Genomic DNA, 17,901 nt, shown 5'->3' with positions numbered 1-17,901 from the left:
ACCACGCTGAGCAACTCCACTACGCTCACATGCGCACCCTCAATCCGGAGGAGGCACTCACAACCTGAGCTCTCCGGAAATGCCGGGATGGATCAGGGCCTTGCGGTAGCCGTGGCAGTGTTGGTCGCGCTCATCGTCGCCGTGAACGCAAGCTCAGGGGGCGACGCCCGAGAGACTTCGAAGACCACGACGACGACCACCTCCTACCAAGAAGTCCCGCTATCAGGCCTGCAGACATACGAAACCCCCGACCAGTTGTACGCCGATTTCAGCCGCCGCTACATCTGCACAGACTACTTTCGCGACCGTGGCGGTTGGAACTCCGCGAGTTCCGGCGAATGCAATTTCTTACTGGGGGACAACACCACGCGCCAGCTCATCTTCCTGCTGTTCAGTTCGGAGACAAACAAGCAAAGTCAGATAGCCCTGTATCGCTCCCTCGGACCGAGAACTGGAGGCTACGGCTTCGTCGAGGGTGGCAACTGGCTCGTCAACTGTGGTGATGAGTACGTCTGCGAATATGTGGCAGGCGTTCTCGGCGGCAGAACGGAAGCGCGATCGTACTAGATCCCAAGCGACCATTCGGGGCCGCGCAGGGGCCGCAGGTTGAAGCGAATCGGGGCCGTCCCGAGCCGTCCGCGAGCCGACTCAGGACGTACCCGAAGCGGACCAAACATGTGTTCTGAGCTGCGGTGATGTGTGGGAAGCCGAGGCGTCTGCCTGCGGCAACGTGAATGGGTGTTCGACAAGCGAAAGCGCTTCCCAAGCTGAATACGCGGGTTCGATTCCCGTCATCGGCTCCACCAACACCGCGGGTCGAGCGATGTACATTCTTCAGACATGGCAGGCTCGCTCGACCACGAGATGCGTCAGCGTTTCGTGGAGGCGCGAGTCGCCCGATTGACCTCGGTGACACCCGATGCGAGACCACACATCGTGCCGATCGTCTTTGCCGTGAACGACGACACCATCGTCACCTGTGTCGATCACAAACCCAAGCGCACCAGTCGACTTCGTCGGCTCGCCAACATCGGGGAGAATCCCTACGTGGCGGTACTCGTCGACCACTACGCCGAGAATTGGGACGAGCTGTGGTGGGTTCGGGTGGACGGGCGCGCCGAGGTGGTGGATGCGTCGGAACCTCGTGGTAGGCACGGAATCGATGTGCTCGCCGACAAATACCAACACTATCGCCGACGACGACCCGACGGCCCGGTCATCATCGTCGGTGATCTCCACTGGCACTCGTGGTCGGGACGGCCGTCGTCGGCCGACTGAGCACGATCACTTGTTGATCCGACTCAGCCGAGTTGCCGGACCTCGGTGACCTCGTACTCGGCCACCGACGCCGACACGATCATCGCGGCCTGCCCATCGTCTGTACCCGATCCTCGGAACGCCTCCACGGCCTGGACCGAGTCCCAACGCTCGTAGATGGTGATGCGTGCGGGATCGACGAGATCTGCCCCGATCGCGAAGTCGAGGCAACCCGGCGCCCGCCGTGCCGCGTCCACCACTGCGTCACAAGTCTGGAGATAGGTGTCACGGTCGGCAGGAGCGACGGTGATGTGTCCGGCGACGATCAACACTGGTGCTCTCCTCGGGTCAGGAAACGTTTGCCACGGATACAGACTCGACGACCCACACAGATTCATCGCCGGACACACGCCGGTGCGCTTACCTACCGTGCGAGCGAGAGGTCAGTCGAAGCTGAATCTGGTGCAGTCAGTGGGGAACGATGACCAGGCGAACGCGCGTTTCGGAGTGATCGCCCGAAGCCCGCCACCGTCGACCGTCGACTGCCATGACTCCGGGCCGGGGCTGTAGCCCTGCTCGGAGTATTTGCCAAAGGCCGCAGCAAGTTTCGCGCCCAGTCCGTCGGGGGACGCGCACACCGCCACCGACTCACCTTCGATGATGACCACATCCGTCCCACTCTCGAGGCTGAGTGTGCACGCCGGATTGGCCTCGACATTGCGGGTGTGCCGGGTGGTCGGAGCGCCGTCGTAGAAAAACCGGCCCTCGACCCACACGCCCCAGCGAGGCACCGTGTGCGGAGTGACGTCGGGACGGACCGAGGTCAGCCAATAGTGTTTCGACCCGACGAGTCGATCCTCGACCGACGCCCACGATCGCGTTCCATCGAGGTCTACACCGACGCCGTAGCCGTCCGGGAAATGCGGACGGTCGACGCGTGGTTCTGTGACTGGCGGCAGGGCGTCGGCACTGGCCAACGCAGGTTCCGGCGAGGTGTTTGGCGAATCCGTCATTGGCTCAATCTACGAGCCTGCGTCGCTGCGCTGCCCGACCGTTCTTGCTCAGATGCCACGTCAGCGTGTGAGGGTGGTGTCGCGATTGGCCGCGGTCCGTGGCCGTCCTTCCCCGGCCAGCCGCTGGTAGCTGCTGTGCCATAGCCACTCCAGCGGTCCGCGGTTGAACCTGCGCAGCCAGAGGGTGGCGAGCACGATCATCGTCGCGCTTATGGCCAGATAGAGAGCGATGGTCACCGGCACGACCGTCGTCGCATCAAGGTGTGCCGCAAGCCCGAGTCCCCAGCCGTAGCAGATGGCACCGGCGATGGCGTTCTGCAGAACGTAGCAACTCAACGCGGTGCGGCCGACGGGAGACATAAGTCGTCCCACTCGCCCAGCTGCGCGTCCGTCGGCGTAGAAGCCCGCGACCCACGCCAGAATTGCCAGCGACACCACCGGCGCCAGAACGTAGCGCCCCAGGATCAGCCCGGCCGTGCCGCCGAAGATGCCCGCCACAAAGTCGAGCGGCGCCGCCACACCCAGACCGGCAATCATCAAGCGCCGCCGAAGCATTGCGCCACGGGGTTCGAGCACCCCGGCGCGCAGCAACGCAGCACCGATCAGGAACAGCGCGATCGACATGGGCAAGATGAGCACGACCTCCGCCCGGAACACCGCGATGTTCTGGATGCGGAAGACAACGAGGTCGACGAATGATCCGTCGGCATAGGGATTGGGCGACAACGGTTCCGATCTGTCACCCGCACTTCCCGGCGCAGCGGCGAGCGCCCAGACGATGAGTCCGACGAGCATCAGATGGACGGTGGCGGCAACCCCGATCGCCACACGCTGGCGTCGAATGCCCATCGACAGCAGATACGCGACGATGAGTCCGGTGACCGCGTATCCCATCAGCACGTCGAACTCCGTGAACAGCAAGTAGTTCAGAGTCCCGTCGATGAAGAGAAGTATTGCGCGCCAGTAGTATCGACCCGGCCACGACCTGCCACGACGTGTTGCGGAGGCTTGCTGGATGGCGAGTCCGATGCCGAACATGATCGTGAGAAGTCCGAGGAACTTGCCCTGGGTGAGCTGTTCGAGCAGAACCTGGGCGACGCGCCACGCGCCGTCGGCCTGCGTGGGGTCGGAGAGATATCCGACAAAGCCGTCGACGTTGGTGAAGATCCAGATGTTAGTGCCCAGCGTGCCGAGGATGGCTATTCCACGCAGCACGTCGAGCGAGACGAAGCGTTGGTCGGCCATGACTCTCCTGAGATTTTGTTAGCACGATGGTGTTACCAAACTCTGAGCCAAGGTAGCACAGTTGGGCTAGTATCGGTCAATGCCCAAACTGATCGACCACGCGCAGCGACGAGCCGACATTGCCGTCGCACTCTGGCGAATCATCATGCGTGAGGGCATATCCGGTGTGTCGATCCGCGAGGTCGCGGCCGAGGCGGGAATCTCCACCGGGTCACTTCGTCACGTTTTCGCGACCAAAGAAGAGCTTCTGGAGTTCTCGATGAGACTCATCTACGAACAGGCTTCCGCCCGCATCGAGCGCCACCGGCGCATGCGGAGCCCACGTCGTCGCGCCGAGGCGATGATTGCCGAATTGCTGCCCCTCGATGCCGAGCGGGCGGCCGAGATGCGCGTGCACATGGCGATGAACGCCGAGTCGGTGGCACATCCCGTACTCGTCGACGCAGCACGCGAAGCGCATGAGGGACTACGAACGCTCTGTCACGTCGTGCTTGACGACCTACGATGCCACGGACTCATCGACTCTGCCGCCGACCTCGACGTCGAAGCAATGCGGCTGCACGCGGTGATCGATGGTCTCGCTATGCACCTGCTGGTGTCGGGCACCGACACCCCAGACCAGGTACGCGCGCTGGTGCGTGCGCACCTGGCATCGCTGGCAACGGTGTCAGTCGCCGACGGCTGAGCTCGCGGCGTACGACACCAACGCCACCCCATTGCTGAATGACCGTGCCGTCAGCAATCGCAGCGTAGGCGCCTCGAAGCCGTCGGGAAACAATCGCCGACCTCGCCCCTGAACCGTCGGGTACTGGAACAGGCGGTACTCGTCGACGAGTCCGGCTCCGATCAGCGCGTGGGTGAGCGTGATGCTGCCGGTGACGACGATGTCCTTGCCGTCACGCTGTTTGAGTTCGCGGCAACAACGCCGGGATCGCGATGCACGCCGACCTCGCCGACACCGACCGCGACCGCGTCCGCGATCAGGTGCCACTCAACGTCGCGGTGCTGACCGACCTCACGACCGTCTATCTCCAGAGAATGGCGGAGCGTGGGTCGGGCGCCATCATCAACGTCGCGAGTGTCGCTGCGTTTCAACCGGTTCCGCACCTGGCGGTGTATGCAGCGTCCAAGGCGTACGTGCTCTCACTCAGCGAGGCACTGTGGTGGGAGGCCAAACGACGCGGGGTGAAGGTTCTGGCCGTATGCCCGGGTGCCACGGAGACCGGTTTCTTCGAGGCGGCCGGCGCCGACGGAGATTCCGTCGGCCCGACCCGCTCCCCGAGCCAGGTCGTCGACACTGCCTTACGAGCACTCGAGAACGGCAAACCGAGCGTCGTCGACGGTGTACTGAATCTGGTCGCCACCACGGTGAGTAAACTCGTGCCACAACGGATTTCGATTGCCGTGGCCGAGTTCGCCGTCCGGCACAGCGGCCCTCAGTCCTGAGCCCACCCCGTCGGCGTCAGGGCGCGCGGAAGAATTCCAGCAGGTCGGCGTTGATGGTGGCGGCCTCTGTGGTCGGCATGCCGTGCGGGAATCCCGGGTAGGTCTTCAGGGTGCTGTTGGGCAGCAGCTCAGCCGACTTCACGCCGGTGTCTTCGTAGGGCACCACCTGATCATCCTCGCCGTGAAGCACCAGGAACGGGATCGTCACCTTCTTGAGGTCGTCGGTGAAATCCGTCTGCGAGAACGCGACCACCCCGTCGAAGTGCGCCTTTGCACCGCCCATCATGCCCTGGCGCCACCAGTTTGCGATGACGCCCTCCGACGGTTCTGCGCCCTCCCGGTTATAGCCGTAGAACGGTCCTTCGGCGAAGGTGCGGAAGAAGTCGGAACGACGCGTGGCCACCTGCGTCTGGATGTCGTCGAACACCTCTTTGGGGATTCCGTCGGGGTTGGTGTCGGTCTTGACCATGATCGGTGGCACCGCGGAGATCAACACCGCCTTGGCCGCACGATCCTGTCCGTGACGTGCGAGGTAGTGCACCACCTCGCCGCCGCCCGTCGAATGGCCGACGTGGATGGCATCGGTCAGGTCGAGGTGCTCGACAACGGCTTTCAGGTCGTCTGCGTAGTGGTCCATATCATGGCCGTCGGCTACCTGGGTCGACCGCCCATGACCACGCCGGTCGTGAGCGACCACCCGAAACCCGTTCTGTAAGAAGAACATCATCTGGGCGTCCCAGTCATCGGACGACAGCGGCCAGCCATGACTGAAGACGATTGGCTGACCCGAACCCCAGTCCTTGTAGAAGATGTCGACGCCGTCGGAGGTGGTGAGGGTGGGCATTGGATACTCCTATGTGTATTGGACCAGCCGATCCAGTGTGCATCCACCGTCAAGGTCACCGTCCCACTCACCCGGCCAGAAAAGCCCCCATTTGCGACACCACGTCAGCCGGCGAGAGCACCCGTCGACGAGAAGCGTTGCTGGTAGCGGCGAGGCGATATGCCGATCCGCGCAACGAATGCCCTGCGCATCACCTCCGCACTGCCGTATCCCGCCGCTTGGGCCGCTGCGCCCACGGTCAATCCGGCGTGCAGTTTGTCGCGGGCGATCTCGAAGCGGGTGTCGGCGACGTAGCCGGCCGGGGTTGCGCCCAGTTCGTCACGAAAGAGCCGAGTCAGCTGACGGACGCTCACGTTGACATGCGCGGCGATACTCGAAACAGTGTGCGAAACTTGAGGGTTCCCACGGATATGATCAGTTGCCTTGCGCACCAGAGACGTTCGCGGAGCGGGCCCGGTGAGCGACGACGAGAACTGTGACTGCCCACCGCCGCGCTGCATGTAGACCAGCAGCCCTTGCGCGGTGCGACGTGCCACCTCGGCGCCGTGATCCTCCTCGACGAGCGCCAGGCTCAAGTCGATCCCGGCAACCACCCCCGCCGAACTGTAGATGTTTCCGTCGCTGACGTAGATGGCATCCGAGTCGACCTGCACCTCGGGAAATCGGTGAGCAAGGTCGGCAGTGAACTTCCAGTGCGTCGTGGCCGACCGCCCGTCGAGAAGCCCGGCCTCGGCAAGGACGAATGACCCCGTGCACACCGACGACATCCGCCTGGTTCGTGTCGCCAGGTCGCGTGTCGCCTCGATGAGCTCCGGCGTGACGAACAGCGGCGGCGCGATCTCGCTGCCTGCAACGATCACCGTGTCGAAGCCGCCGGAGTCATGCACCGGCGTGGTGCTCACCCGCACGCCCACCGACGTCGCGACGTCACCGCCGGTCGGCGACATGACTACCACCTCGTAGTTGCCGCCGAACTGGTTGGCCTCGACAAAGACTTCAGCGGGGCCCGTGAAGTCGAGCATCTTGACACCGTCGAACACGACGATGCCAACTCGCCTACGTGCAGTTTCCGACGAGCGAACGATCTCCATGGTGAGAAGTATGCCGTCAGGCGGTGAACTCGTAGTCGTCGAGCGGGTAGACGCGACTGTGCACGGCGGCCTCGACGGTGGTGGTCGGACGGAGTGGGGCGTCGCCGTTATGGTCGAAGTAGTAGCTGTTGGCCTTGCTGCAGGACTCCTGCCAGAAGATCTGTCGATAGCGACGCTTCAGCACCGACGCGAAGTAGCGGTCGTTGGCCTCCTGCCGAACCTCCACCTTCTTCGCCTCTCGACCGATCGCCGCACGAATGCAGCGGATGATGTGCCGAGTCTGGTTCTCGATCAACGCGAAGTACGACGAACCGGTGTAGCCGTACGGCCCGAAGACGAAGAAGAAGTTCGGGAAACCCGGCACCGACACCCCCTCGTAGGCCTGCGATCGGTTCTCATTCCAGAAATCCGCCATCGTCCCCTTGGGCCCGGCCAGCCTGAAGGACGGCATGGCGTCGGGATCGGTCACCTTGAAACCGGTTGCCAGGATGAGGATGTCGATCTCGTGTTCGGTACCGTCCGAGCAGTGCACACCATGCGCGGTGACCTTCTCGATCGGCGTCGTCTGCAGAGTCACGTTGTCGCGGTTGTAGGTGGCCAGGTACTCGTTGTGAATCCCGGGCCGCTTACAACCCAGACCGTAAGCGGGCGTGAGCTTTGCGCGCGTCTCCGGGTCGTGGACCTGACTGTCGAGGTACTGCCGGCACGAGCGCTCGGCGAGCCGGCCGGCCGCAGGTATCCACTTGTAGAAGTGCGCGAAGATCGTGAACGACAGCTCGATGAAGGCCTGACTCGCCGCCCGCGGGATCAGTCGGAGCAGCGGTGTGCGGGAGAGCACGCGAACCGGTTGAGGCAGAACGAAATCCATCTTGGGCATGCACCAGATCGGGGTTCGCTGGAACACGGTCAACGTCTCGACGTCTGGCGCGATGGACGGAATCACCTGGACCGCAGTGGCTCCCGTACCGACGGTCCCCACCCGCTTTCCACGGAGATCGACCGAGTGGTCCCACCGCGCGGTGTGCATGGTGGTCCCGGCGAACTCGTCGATCCCCGGGATGTCGGGCAGGCTCGGCACATTCAGTGGACCCGCAGCACTGATCAGGAAGCGGGCGGTCAGTGTCTCGCCGCCCGGCAGGGTCAGCCGCCAGAGATTCGACGCACTGTCGAACTCGGCGTTCTGGACCTCGGTATTGAACCGAATGCGACCGGCCAGACAGTATTGCTCCACGAGTTCGTCTGCGTACTGCTTGAGTTCGGCACCGGGAGCGTAGCTGCGCGACCATTTCCCTGGCGCGAAGGAGAACTGATAGCTGAACGACGGGATGTCGACCGCCACGCCGGGATAGGTGTTCCAGAACCAGGTTCCACCCGCACCGCTACCGGCTTCGATGATCTGCCAGTCGCGAATTCAGGCTCGGTCCAACCGAATTCCGGTACCGATACCGGAGAAACCGGCTCCGACGACGGCAACGGTGAGATCCGGCTCGGCATCGTCGTCCATGGCCCCGACTCCCTTGTCCCGACGGCACTTGTGCGGCTTCACGGTACTCCGCGGACGTTGCGCTGGGAAGGAGTCGAACGACCGACTAGTGCTGCGACGGGGCGGCGGTGGTACCACTACTCGCGGCAAGGGCCGCGGCAACGTCGTCGGCCCAACGACGGATCGCGTCCCAGTCTCGGGCGTCGCGTAACTCCTCGGGAGTGCGCTTCACCATGGACTTCTCGATGAAACCGTGCGGATCTGTGGGCATCCGGCCGGCGAACACCGTGTGCCCGCGCAGCCCGATGGATTCGGCGAGGTCGAGCACCTTGTGGGGTTCCAGCCAATTCGAGTTCTCGGCGAGGTCCTCCTCGACGTTCTCGCCCACCGGCCCGGAACTGAAGATCCAGAACGGAATACGCACGAGATCGTCGCGATGGTGTTTCAGGAAGCGGTGCGCATCCTTGAGCCAGCGGCCGGCGTAGACGGCACTGCCGAGAATCACCGCGTCGTATCCGGTCACGGTGTCCGCGCTGACGTCGGTGCAATCGGCGTCGAGCCCCTGTATCCGCAACTCGGCGGCGATGGCCTCGGCTATCTCCGCGGTCGAATGATGCTTGCTCGCATATGCGACGAGTACCTTGCCCATACTTTGATGGTCCTCCTGCGCGGACATGTGATCCAGGGCACAACGTCCCGATTGCGAGGTCGTCTCACCAGGCCTTCGAGGCGCCTCGCTAGCGCTCGTCGCACCTCAGGCAGCGGATGGGGTGGCGTCGTGGAGGCGGGAGGACTCGGCAGCGGTTACTCGAGCGGGTCGCGGATGAGTGGGCAGGTCATGCAGTGTCCGCCACCGCGGCCGCGGCCGAGTTCGGCGCCGACAATCGTGATCACCTCGACACCCTGCTTGCGGAGCAGCGCATTCGTGTAGGTGTTGCGGTCGTAGGCGAACACCACACCGGGTTCGACGGCGACGAGGTTGTTGCCGCTGTCCCACTGCTGACGCTCCGACGCGTAGGCGGTGCCCCCGGCCTCCACGACGCGCAGGCCGTCGAGGTCGAGGGCGCGCTGCACGACCTTGAGGAAGTGGTCGGCCTCGGCGATCACCTCGACACCGGGGTCCTTGTCGGAGGGGACCAGCGTGAACGGCCGGACCGAGTCGATGATGCCCGGGTACACCGAGACGAGGTCGCGATCGGCAAAGGTGAAGACCGTGTCGAGATGCATGGCAGATCGCAGCTTGGGCATACCCGCGACAACAACCTTCTCGGCCGCGCCCTTCGCGAACAGTTCGCGGGCCACCTGCGTGATCGCCTGACGCGATGTTCGTTCACTCATCCCGATGAGAACCACACCATTCCCCGGCACGAGCACATCGCCGCCCTCGATCGAGGCTGCACCCCAATGCTTTTCGGGATCTCCCCACCACACTGTGGAGCCCACGAAGTCGGGGTGATACTCGTAGATCGCCTTCATCAGCAGGGTCTCGTGATGCCGGGCCGGCCAGAATAACGGGTTGAGAGTCACCCCGCCATACACCCAGCACGTGGTGTCCCGGGTGTAGAGCGTGTTGGGCAGCGGCGGCATGAGGTACTCGCCGAGCCCGGTGGCCTCGTCGACGATGGACATGTAGTTCGGCCGGAGTTCGGCGGGCAGATCCACCGTGGACAGGCCGCCGATCAGGAATGTGACCAGATCTCGGGAGTCGAGTTCGTCGAGGAACTCGCGCGTCGCAGCGACGAGACCCAAACCGGTTTCGTTGGCGACGATCTTGCGATCGAGCAACCACGACCGCGCTTCGGGGTTGTCCATCGTCTCGGTGAGCACGTTGTGCAGTTCCACCACGTCGACGCCCCGGTCGCGCATCTTGGTGACGAAGTCGAAGTGGTCCCGCTTGGCGTTCTGCACCCACAGCACGTCGTCGAAGAGCAGGTCGTCGGCGTTGGTGGGCGTCAGCCGTTCGTGCGCGAGACCTGGGGCGCACACCAGCACCTTGCGCAGTCTCCCGACTTCGGAGTGGACGCCGTAGCCAGCCGATGGTGTGGTCATGTCGCCGATTTCTCCAGGTCTGTTGCCGGTGCGTCGGGCGGGAGTCCGAGGTGAGGACGCTTCATGCCCACGTCATGCGATTGTCGCCTGTTCACATGCGATTTGTTGAGCGTCGGCCGAATTCGTGACCACTTGATGCGAGTCCGCCGAGCGCTTCGCACGACCGGCCGTCACCTAGTGACTGCCGGGCACCGTTTCCCGAAATGTCGCATACGTTGCCTTGATCGACTTGGCGCAGCCGAGCATCACCACACCGCTGTCGGCGTCACCGCTCATATCCCACTGGTCCATCGCGAGTTGCATCAGCGCGCCGTAGGTGGACATGACGACGCGGACACGCATGTCGTCGTCGGCGAGACCCATGCGCTGGGCCACCTTGCTGCGGATGGCCTGCGTCTTCCACTCCCCCATCTCCACGCTGCGCGCACGGACGGCGGGAGAGGCAGCGACAATTCGGTTCATCACCATGAACTGTTCGAACAGCGGAGACGGCGGGTCCTGGCTCGCCGCCTCTTCGAACACCTGCACATGGGCCGCGCACAGTGCGTCGAGCTCGTTGCCCGTCTTCGGCTGTGCGTCGAGGGCAGCAACGACGGCGGTCACGAGTTCCTCGATCGGTCCGAGAACCACGTCCTCCTTGGTGGCGAAGTAGCGGTTGAACGTCCGCGGCGAGATGTCGACGGAATCCGCGATCTGCTCGACGGTCGTCGCGTCGAATCCTTGCTGGTCACACAGCTCGAGCGCGGCGGAGATCAACGCCGAGCGGGTCTGCATCTTCTTGCGTTCCCGCAGGCCGGGTTGACCCTTCGCGCACATCATGGTCCGGATTGTAGCACCTGATGCCAATTGTCTTTCTCTGCGATTTGTCTCTTGACGACTTCTGTCTGACTCTGCCATTATTTGGAAGGTACGCAGCACGATCCCCTCACGACCTCAGGTGTCACCATGACGGAAACTCAAGTCCTGCAAGCATCCCCACCCGAACCACGGATCGATGACGACGTCGTCATCGACCACTCCAATCGCCGATGGTGGGCGCTGGGCGTCATCGCCCTCGCCCAGCTGATGGTGGTGCTCGACGCCACGATCGTCACCATCGCCCTCCCGTTCGCCCAGGTCGACCTCGAGATCTCCGACGCCAACCGTCAGTGGGCGATGACGGCATACACCCTGATCTTCGGCGGAATGCTGCTGCTCGGTGGCCGCCTCGCCGACTACCTGGGCCGACGACGCATGTTCCTCATCGGCCTGGTCGGCTTCGCGGCATCGTCCGCCTTGGCCGGACTGGCCTGGGACAGCGTGTCGTTCTTCGGCGGCCGCGCCCTGCAGGGGGCGTTCGCCGCGATCCTCGCTCCGGCAGCACTGTCACTGATCACCGTCACCTTCGTCGAACAGAAGGAACGTGCACGGGCATTCGCCGTGTATGCCGCGGTGTCCGGCGGCGGCGCGGCCATCGGCCTGATCGCCGGCGGCGCCCTCACGGAGTACCTCTCGTGGCGGTGGACGTTGCTGGTGAACGCTCCGATCGCGGTGATCGCGGCGGTCGGCGCGGTGGTCCTCGTTGCCCGCGACCTGCCCGCTACTCGCGGGCGCGGTTACGACCTCCCCGGCGCATTCACCGCCACCCTCGGCCTGATCAGCCTGGTGTACGGCTTCACCCGGGCGGCGGAAGCCGGCTGGTCGTCGGCGTCGACGATCACTTTGTTCGTGCTCTCCGCAACCCTGTTGTCGGCCTTTGTCTTCATCGAGAGCCGATCAGCCAATCCACTTCTGCCGCTGCGGATTCCGGGTGAGATCAATCGTGGAGGCGCCTATCTGCTGTCGCTGATCATCCCGATCCCGATGTTCGCGGTGTTCATGTTCTTGAGCTACTACATGCAGAACACGTTGGGCTACAAGCCACTCGACGCGGGGATCGCCTTTCTCCCGTTCCCGGCCGCGATCATCGTCGCCGCCGGTATCGCGAGTTCGCTTCTGCCACGGATCGGGCCGCGCATCCCGACCATCACCGGCACCGTGCTCGGCATCGTCGGACTGCTCTACCTCGCGCAACTCGACTCCGACAGCACATGGCTCGTGAATGTCCTGCCCGCCGAGGTGCTGATCGCCGGCGGCATGGGACTGATCTTTGTCTCGATGCAGTCGGTGGCCCTGCATCGCATCGAGGAGCGCGACGCCGGCGTGGCCAGTGCGCTGCTCAACACCGGCCAGCAGATCGGCGGCTCGGTGGGTCTCGCACTCCTGTCCACCATCGTCGCGCAGGTTCTGGCCCGCCACCCCGGAAGCCAGGCCCCGATCGGTTCGGCCGCCTTCAAGGAAGCGAGCATCTACAGCTACGACGTCGCATTCTATTGGGGCGCAGGCTTCTTCGTCCTGGCACTGATCGTCGCAGTGTTCATGATGCGCCTGAAGGCATCCGACATGGGTGACGAAACCCAGAACGCGGTCCACGTGGCTGCGTGATCCCTCTGTGTGAATCCCTCCGCAACAGCCACCCGCTCGGGCGTACGCTCGGGCGGGTGGCCGCTGTATGCCGAAGGGACCCGCCATGACCGACCGTCAAGTACTCATTCCGGATGCGCGCCATCCGATCACCATCTCGCCCGCACCGGGAACCGTCCGCGTGACGGCCGGGGACACTGTCGTCGCGGTCACCGACGCCGCCCTGGTGTTGCAGGAGTCGTCCTATCCCCCGGTGTACTACATCCCCCGGGACGCGGTCGGCGCGGATCTACTCACAGCAAGCGCGCACACCACCTACTGCCCGTACAAGGGTGTGGCGCACTACCACGGACTGCGCACCGACGCTGACACCTTGCGGGACAACAAGGTTTGGTATTACGACGAGCCACATGCAGCCGTGTCGGAGATCGCCGGGCACGTGGCGTTCTATCCGGATGTGGTCGACATCGAACTCGTGGCCGGCGCGCCGAATCGACAGCGCTGACCGACTCGCACACATGCAGATCGGGATGACAATGCCGGTGATGGAACCCGGCCTCGACGCGACACTCCTGCGCACGTGGGCCGAGACCATCGACGCGGGTCCGTTCTCGTCACTGTGCTGGGGAGAGCGCATAGCCTTCGACAATCCCGATGCGCTCACCCTCTTGGGGGCGTTGGCCGCCTGGACGCATCGCGTTCGGCTCGTCACCACGGTTGTGGTGCCACAACTCCACGACCCCGTGATGCTCGCCAAAGCACTGGCGACCGGCGACATGCTGTGCGACGGAAGACTGACGGTGGGTCTCGGCGTGGGCGGACGGCACGAGGACTACCGAGCCGTCGGCGCGGACGTTGCCACCCAGACCATGCGCGGAATGGCCGACGCCGTCGAGATCATGCGCCGGGTGTGGGCAGGCGAACACGTCACCGACTCGGTCCGCCCGGTCGGCCCACCGACGACGCGACCCGGCGGCCCCGAACTGCATGTCGGAACCACGGGACCCCGAACGATTCGCAGCGCATCGCACTGGGCGTCGGGGGTCGCCGGGGTCACCCTGGACCTCGATGTCGGCCAGCAGCGCCAACTCTTCGACGTCGCACTGCGATCCTGGTCCGAACTCGACAAGCCGCACCCGCACCTGGCCACCTCGTTCTGGTTCGCCCTCGGCGACGAGGATCGGGCCCGCGCCCAGATACCCCGCACACAGATACACCGACACCTGCGCCACTACATGAACTGGATTCCGGCCGACTTCGTCGACGCGATGGCACCGACCACCGGCTTCGCCGGAACGCCCGCGCAGCTTGCCCAGACCCTGCAGGCGTTCGCCGAGATCGGCACCGACGAGGTCGTTCTCATCCCGACCGACGCAGACCCGGGCCAGCTGCGCGACGTTGCTTCAGTTGCGCGCGAATTCGCCGACGCGTGACCACGGAGTGGCTATAGGGTTCCAGTGGTGTCGAGATCGTCAGCATTTCTAAGGATCAGCCTCGCCTATGTGGTCGCCGTTGCCGTCGGGCTCGCGTGGTTGCTGTGGGGACCAGAGACCGGACAACTCTGGCTGGACACGCTGATCGCCGACCTGTTGGCCACCATTCTGATCTTCGGATTCAGTCGAGTGCACCACAATTCGAGCTTCTACGACGCCTATTGGAGCGTCATCCCGCCGCTGCTGCTGGTGTTCTGGTGGGCACGCGGCGATGCCGGCCTCGACGCGGTGCATTGCTGGCTGGTCGCGATCATCGTCTTCGTCTGGGCGATACGCCTGACCGCCAATTGGGTGCGCACGTTCCCCGGCCTGCATCACGAGGACTGGCGCTATCCGATGCTGCGCGCCCGCGCCGGACGAGGCGAGTTCGTCGTGGATCTCGTTGCCATCCATGTGATTCCGACGCTGCAAGTGTTTCTCGGCATGCTGCCCGTCTATGTGGCCGTGACGCATTCCGCCGACGAGATCGGGTGGTTGACCTGGGTGGCGTTTGCCGTCGGCGGTGCGGCGATCACGCTCGAAACTGTCGCCGACCGGCAGTTGCAGAGCTTCACCCGCTCGGCGACCGAGGGAGCCGTGATGGACCGCGGACTCTGGAGCTGGTCTCGGCATCCGAATTACTTCGGCGAGTTCTCCTTCTGGGTTGCGTTGGCGTTGTTCGGAATCGCGGTTGCGCCGACCAGTTGGTGGTGGATGTTCGCGGGCGCGGCCGCCATGCTCGCCATGTTCCTGGGCGCGAGCATCCCGATGATGGAACAGCGCAGCCTCGACCGCCGGCCCGCCTACGCCGATGTCGTCGCCCGGGTGTCGGTGTTTCTGCCCCGACCGCCACGCAATCGGGTCGAGGCCTGAACACGTGACCGCACGCGTGGTGATCGTCGGGCTCGGCGACACCGGAACCCTGTGCGCCATACACCTTTCGCCGCATGTCGAGGTGGTCGGGATCTCCACCAAGGAGGGCCTCGTGAGTGGGCAGGAACTCGGGATGCGGTTGGCCCGGCCCCAGGAGTGGTCGCGTGAGTACGACGTCGACTACGGCCGCTACCGCCGGCTCGACAAGGCGACCATCATCCGCGCATCGGTCGTCGGAATCGATCTGGGCTCTCGCACAATCGAACTCGTCGGGCCCGACGACGAACACCGCGTCGAGCGATTCGACGTCGCGATCATTGCCACGGGCGCCCGAAACGGATTCTGGCGCAACCCGGATCTCCAGACGGCACAAGCCGTGAAAGACCAACTGAGCGAGAACCATCGGCGTATTCGAGACGCCGCGTCGGTTGCGGTGGTGGGCGGTGGGGCGTCGGCCGTGAGCGCGGCAGCCAACATCGCCCTCGGCTGGCCGGAGAAGACCGTCGACCTGTACTTCCCGCATGACACCGCACTCACCGGCCATCACCGGCGAACGTGGTCGCGGGTCCGCCGGCGTCTGGCCGCTGCTGGGGTTCGGATGCATCCGGGGCATCGCGCGGTGATCCCCACCGGCGGGCCACTCGATCACATCGACTCCGGAACCATCGAGTGGACCACCGGCCAGTCGCCAGCAACCGCGGAGGCGATCATCTGGGCGATCGGCCGGACACAACCCAACGCCGGATGGCTGCCCGCCGATCTTCTCGACGACGACGGCTTCGTCAGGGTCGACGCGGACCTTCGAGTTCCCGGTCATCCCAACGTGTTCGCGGTCGGTGACGTCGCCGCGACCGACCCGCTGCGGTCGTCCGCGCGCAATCGTGCCGACCGCCTTGTCGCCCACAATGTGCGCGCACATCTGGCCGGACGGCGGCTGCGCGAGTACCGGCCGCCTCGGCGCCGGTGGGGATCTGTCCTCGGACCGCAGCCCGACGGGCTGGAGGTGTTCGCACCCAACGGCCGCGCGTTTCGCTTCCCCGGTTGGTCGATCAAGACAGTGCTCTGGCCGTGGATTGTTCACCGTGGGATTTACGGCGGCATCCGGCCGGAAATCGATGAGCAACCGCGAGCGGACAATTGACCCAGAAAAAGCCCTGAAGGGGCCCGAAACCACCCGCCATCGAATTCGGACAAACAGCTTGACACGCGCGTAAGGGCGGGATATTTTTCGAGTGGCCCACATCACATCCGGTCTGGGCTCACCGACCGCCAGCGTCGTCTAGCTGGGCGGACGGCGAAATCCAACCCAATTTCTTGTAGCCCCGCCGGGCTGATTCGTCGTGCCCGGAATCAGAGTGGAAAGGCACCATTCATGCGTTGGAGAGCCCGTCGAGTTGCCGCGATGGCCGTGGCCGCGGCCTGCGTCTTGTCGTTCGCAGCCTGTAGTCAGGACGATGACAGCGGTGGTTCCGCAGCCGAGAACGGCACCAAGGCGTCCGGTGATGCCATCAAGATCGGCCTTTTCAATCCCAGTCTGGGAGCGGTTCCGCAGCCCGGTGTGACCGTGGGCAAGAACGCGGCCGTCGACTACATCAACAACCAGATCGGCGGCATCAACGGCCGACCGATCGAGATCGTCGACTGTGGCATCGACCAGGCCAGCCCCGAATCGACCAGCGCCTGCGCCACCCAGTTCCAGGAGCAGGGCGTGGTAGCCGCCATCGACGCGTACAACACGCAGTCGGCCGCGGCGCTGAAAACACTGACGGCCGCGGGTATCCCCCTCGTCGGGCAGATCCCGTTCAACCTGACCACCGGCGCCCAGACGGCGAACCGCGTGTACTTCGGACCGCCGCCGGCGGCATTCCTCGTCGGATTCATGCAGCAGCTGAAGGCGGCAGGCAAGACCTCGCTGAAGCTCGCGAATGCCGATCTGCCGGAAGCTCACGTGGTGTTCGACCAGCTACTCAAGCCGATGGGTGCGCTCCTCGGCATCAAGGTCGACGCCATCTACTACCCGGCAACCGGCCCCAACTTCACTCAGCTGGCATCGACGCTGGCCGACGGCAATCCGGCTGCGACCGGTCTGATGACCTCCCCGATGGACTCCACCTGCACCAAGCTGGCCGAATCGCTGCGTTCGATCAACTACAAGGGCACCATCTTCCTGGCCGCATGTACCGACTTCATCAGTGAACTCGGCGACCAAGCCGTTGGCGCACAGACGTATTCGCCGATCTGGCAGCCGCCGTCAGCTGATTCGGCGCCGGAGCCGGCCAAGACCAACCTGGCGACCGCGCAGAAGTTCATCGACAACCAGGAAGGCAATGCCGGCTTCTACGGATACGGCACCTTCTCGATCCTGGCCGACTTCGCGAACATCCTGAACGCCGCCAAGGTCACCGACATCACCGGGCCCGTCGTGCTCACCGCCCTGAAGGCCGTCAAGGACTACCAGAGTTTCCTGGGACCCAAGCTGGCCAACTGCGGTAAGGCCACCTCGCCGAACTGCACCACCGAGATGCTGCTGTTCGACGTGGTCGCCAACAACAAGACCCAACCGGTCACCGGCGGCTTCATCACCCCGTTGCCCGCCGCGCTGGCCAAGATCCCCGGCGCAGCGTAGTCAGATCGGTTCCGACCGATTTCTCATCGCGGCCGGGTGGGGCGACCCTCGCCCTGCCCG

The 17,901-nt window shown here is 64.5% G+C and carries 18 protein-coding genes and 2 pseudogenes; 10 read left to right on the top strand and 10 right to left on the bottom strand.

Going from position 1 to position 17,901, the window contains the following annotated elements; all coding sequences use genetic code 11:
* A partial coding sequence (locus tag ABZW74_RS12140; protein ID WP_355276443.1) for a hypothetical protein occupies nucleotides 1–567 on the top strand: 567 nt, incomplete at its 5' end.
* 273 nt (nucleotides 568–840) lie between these two features.
* A complete protein-coding gene (locus ABZW74_RS12135) occupies nucleotides 841–1,278 on the top strand; it encodes a TIGR03668 family PPOX class F420-dependent oxidoreductase (protein WP_355276441.1) in 438 nt (145 codons plus the stop codon).
* Nucleotides 1,279–1,301: 23 nt separating this feature from the next.
* On the opposite strand, the gene ABZW74_RS12130 is transcribed toward ABZW74_RS12135, so the two are convergent.
* The 3 genes from ABZW74_RS12130 to ABZW74_RS12120 form a co-directional block, all read right to left on the bottom strand.
* Nucleotides 1,302–1,589: an antibiotic biosynthesis monooxygenase family protein gene (locus ABZW74_RS12130; protein ID WP_240860684.1), complete on the bottom strand. Its 288-nt coding sequence runs from the start codon at nucleotides 1,587–1,589 to the stop codon at nucleotides 1,302–1,304.
* Between the two features lie 111 nt (nucleotides 1,590–1,700).
* A complete protein-coding gene (locus ABZW74_RS12125; protein ID WP_355276439.1) occupies nucleotides 1,701–2,270 on the bottom strand; it encodes a pyridoxamine 5'-phosphate oxidase family protein in 570 nt (189 codons plus the stop codon).
* Nucleotides 2,271–2,330: 60 nt separating this feature from the next.
* Nucleotides 2,331–3,515, bottom strand: a complete 1,185-nt coding sequence (locus ABZW74_RS12120; protein ID WP_240860681.1) for a DUF418 domain-containing protein — start codon at nucleotides 3,513–3,515, stop codon at nucleotides 2,331–2,333.
* A 79-nt stretch (nucleotides 3,516–3,594) separates the two neighbouring features.
* Here ABZW74_RS12120 and ABZW74_RS12115 point away from each other — a divergent pair, with 79 nt between their 5' ends.
* The gene (locus ABZW74_RS12115; protein ID WP_240860678.1) at nucleotides 3,595–4,200 is read left to right on the top strand and encodes a TetR family transcriptional regulator C-terminal domain-containing protein; all 606 of its coding nucleotides are present in this window, start codon (nucleotides 3,595–3,597) and stop codon (nucleotides 4,198–4,200) included.
* On the opposite strand, the pseudogene ABZW74_RS12110 reads toward ABZW74_RS12115, so the two are convergent.
* Nucleotides 4,183–4,425, bottom strand: a pseudogene (locus tag ABZW74_RS12110) (dihydrofolate reductase family protein); the annotation flags it as partial. The gene ABZW74_RS12115 and the pseudogene ABZW74_RS12110 sit on opposite strands and share 18 nt — an antisense overlap.
* Nucleotides 4,426–4,451: 26 nt before the next feature.
* On the opposite strand from ABZW74_RS12110, the gene ABZW74_RS12105 reads away from it, so the two are divergent.
* Complete coding sequence (locus ABZW74_RS12105; protein WP_355276436.1) at nucleotides 4,452–4,961, top strand: SDR family NAD(P)-dependent oxidoreductase; 510 nt, start codon at nucleotides 4,452–4,454, stop codon at nucleotides 4,959–4,961.
* A gap of 16 nt (nucleotides 4,962–4,977) precedes the next feature.
* Here the strand turns inward: ABZW74_RS12105 and ABZW74_RS12100 are convergent, their stop codons facing one another.
* From ABZW74_RS12100 to ABZW74_RS12075, 6 genes and pseudogenes are all read right to left on the bottom strand, one after another.
* Entirely contained in the window at nucleotides 4,978–5,805 is an 828-nt protein-coding gene (locus ABZW74_RS12100) for an alpha/beta hydrolase (protein ID WP_355276434.1), read from the bottom strand.
* A 104-nt stretch (nucleotides 5,806–5,909) separates the two neighbouring features.
* Nucleotides 5,910–6,896, bottom strand: a complete 987-nt coding sequence (locus ABZW74_RS12095; RefSeq protein WP_355276432.1) for a DJ-1/PfpI family protein — start codon at nucleotides 6,894–6,896, stop codon at nucleotides 5,910–5,912.
* Nucleotides 6,897–6,912: 16 nt separating this feature from the next.
* Nucleotides 6,913–8,400: pseudogene (locus tag ABZW74_RS12090) on the bottom strand (NAD(P)/FAD-dependent oxidoreductase).
* Between the two features lie 85 nt (nucleotides 8,401–8,485).
* A complete protein-coding gene (locus ABZW74_RS12085; protein WP_355276430.1) occupies nucleotides 8,486–9,028 on the bottom strand; it encodes a flavodoxin domain-containing protein in 543 nt (180 codons plus the stop codon).
* A gap of 155 nt (nucleotides 9,029–9,183) precedes the next feature.
* Nucleotides 9,184–10,428, bottom strand: coding sequence for an arginine deiminase (locus ABZW74_RS12080; RefSeq protein ID WP_355276428.1), 1,245 nt, complete (start codon nucleotides 10,426–10,428; stop codon nucleotides 9,184–9,186).
* A gap of 174 nt (nucleotides 10,429–10,602) precedes the next feature.
* Complete coding sequence (locus tag ABZW74_RS12075; RefSeq protein WP_355276426.1) at nucleotides 10,603–11,247, bottom strand: TetR family transcriptional regulator; 645 nt, start codon at nucleotides 11,245–11,247, stop codon at nucleotides 10,603–10,605.
* Between the two features lie 126 nt (nucleotides 11,248–11,373).
* Between ABZW74_RS12075 and ABZW74_RS12070 the strand changes: the two genes are divergently transcribed.
* The 6 genes from ABZW74_RS12070 to ABZW74_RS12045 all read left to right on the top strand — a co-directional run bounded on the left by ABZW74_RS12070 (nucleotide 11,374) and on the right by ABZW74_RS12045 (nucleotide 17,841).
* Complete coding sequence (locus ABZW74_RS12070; RefSeq protein ID WP_240860667.1) at nucleotides 11,374–12,891, top strand: MFS transporter; 1,518 nt, start codon at nucleotides 11,374–11,376, stop codon at nucleotides 12,889–12,891.
* 85 nt (nucleotides 12,892–12,976) lie between these two features.
* A complete protein-coding gene (locus ABZW74_RS12065; protein WP_240860665.1) occupies nucleotides 12,977–13,375 on the top strand; it encodes a DUF427 domain-containing protein in 399 nt (132 codons plus the stop codon).
* 13 nt (nucleotides 13,376–13,388) lie between these two features.
* Nucleotides 13,389–14,303 (top strand): LLM class flavin-dependent oxidoreductase, encoded by a 915-nt coding sequence (locus tag ABZW74_RS12060; RefSeq protein WP_240860663.1) that lies wholly within the window; start codon nucleotides 13,389–13,391, stop codon nucleotides 14,301–14,303.
* Between the two features lie 27 nt (nucleotides 14,304–14,330).
* Complete coding sequence (locus ABZW74_RS12055) at nucleotides 14,331–15,215, top strand: DUF1295 domain-containing protein (protein ID WP_355276423.1); 885 nt, start codon at nucleotides 14,331–14,333, stop codon at nucleotides 15,213–15,215.
* A 4-nt stretch (nucleotides 15,216–15,219) separates the two neighbouring features.
* Nucleotides 15,220–16,356 carry an FAD-dependent oxidoreductase gene (locus ABZW74_RS12050; protein WP_355276421.1) on the top strand — a complete coding sequence of 379 codons (1,137 nt, stop codon included), beginning with the start codon at nucleotides 15,220–15,222 and terminating at the stop codon, nucleotides 16,354–16,356.
* A gap of 231 nt (nucleotides 16,357–16,587) precedes the next feature.
* The gene (locus ABZW74_RS12045) at nucleotides 16,588–17,841 is read left to right on the top strand and encodes an ABC transporter substrate-binding protein (protein WP_240860659.1); all 1,254 of its coding nucleotides are present in this window, start codon (nucleotides 16,588–16,590) and stop codon (nucleotides 17,839–17,841) included.
* The last annotated feature ends 60 nt before the right edge of the window (nucleotides 17,842–17,901 follow it).

It is taken from the genome of Gordonia sp. NPDC003585 (assembly GCF_040610755.1).
Lineage (GTDB): Bacteria > Actinomycetota > Actinomycetes > Mycobacteriales > Mycobacteriaceae > Gordonia.
Note: the sequence above shows the minus strand (reverse complement) of the source record. Positions and strands in the feature narration are given on the sequence as shown.

What these genes read in the sequence shown, in the direction of transcription:
- ABZW74_RS12135 (WP_355276441.1), top strand. Translation starts at nt 841, where the DNA reads ATGGCAGGCTCGCTCGACCACGAGATGCGTCAGCGTTTCGTGGAGGCG.
- ABZW74_RS12125 (WP_355276439.1), bottom strand. Translation starts at nt 2,270, where the DNA reads ATGACGGATTCGCCAAACACCTCGCCGGAACCTGCGTTGGCCAGTGCC.
- ABZW74_RS12120 (WP_240860681.1), bottom strand. Translation starts at nt 3,515, where the DNA reads ATGGCCGACCAACGCTTCGTCTCGCTCGACGTGCTGCGTGGAATAGCC.
- ABZW74_RS12115 (WP_240860678.1), top strand. Translation starts at nt 3,595, where the DNA reads ATGCCCAAACTGATCGACCACGCGCAGCGACGAGCCGACATTGCCGTC.
- ABZW74_RS12105 (WP_355276436.1), top strand. Translation starts at nt 4,452, where the DNA reads ATGCACGCCGACCTCGCCGACACCGACCGCGACCGCGTCCGCGATCAG.
- ABZW74_RS12100 (WP_355276434.1), bottom strand. Translation starts at nt 5,805, where the DNA reads ATGCCCACCCTCACCACCTCCGACGGCGTCGACATCTTCTACAAGGAC.
- ABZW74_RS12095 (WP_355276432.1), bottom strand. Translation starts at nt 6,896, where the DNA reads ATGGAGATCGTTCGCTCGTCGGAAACTGCACGTAGGCGAGTTGGCATC.
- ABZW74_RS12085 (WP_355276430.1), bottom strand. Translation starts at nt 9,028, where the DNA reads ATGGGCAAGGTACTCGTCGCATATGCGAGCAAGCATCATTCGACCGCG.
- ABZW74_RS12080 (WP_355276428.1), bottom strand. Translation starts at nt 10,428, where the DNA reads ATGACCACACCATCGGCTGGCTACGGCGTCCACTCCGAAGTCGGGAGA.
- ABZW74_RS12075 (WP_355276426.1), bottom strand. Translation starts at nt 11,247, where the DNA reads ATGATGTGCGCGAAGGGTCAACCCGGCCTGCGGGAACGCAAGAAGATG.
- ABZW74_RS12070 (WP_240860667.1), top strand. Translation starts at nt 11,374, where the DNA reads ATGACGGAAACTCAAGTCCTGCAAGCATCCCCACCCGAACCACGGATC.
- ABZW74_RS12065 (WP_240860665.1), top strand. Translation starts at nt 12,977, where the DNA reads ATGACCGACCGTCAAGTACTCATTCCGGATGCGCGCCATCCGATCACC.
- ABZW74_RS12060 (WP_240860663.1), top strand. Translation starts at nt 13,389, where the DNA reads ATGCAGATCGGGATGACAATGCCGGTGATGGAACCCGGCCTCGACGCG.
- ABZW74_RS12045 (WP_240860659.1), top strand. Translation starts at nt 16,588, where the DNA reads ATGCGTTGGAGAGCCCGTCGAGTTGCCGCGATGGCCGTGGCCGCGGCC.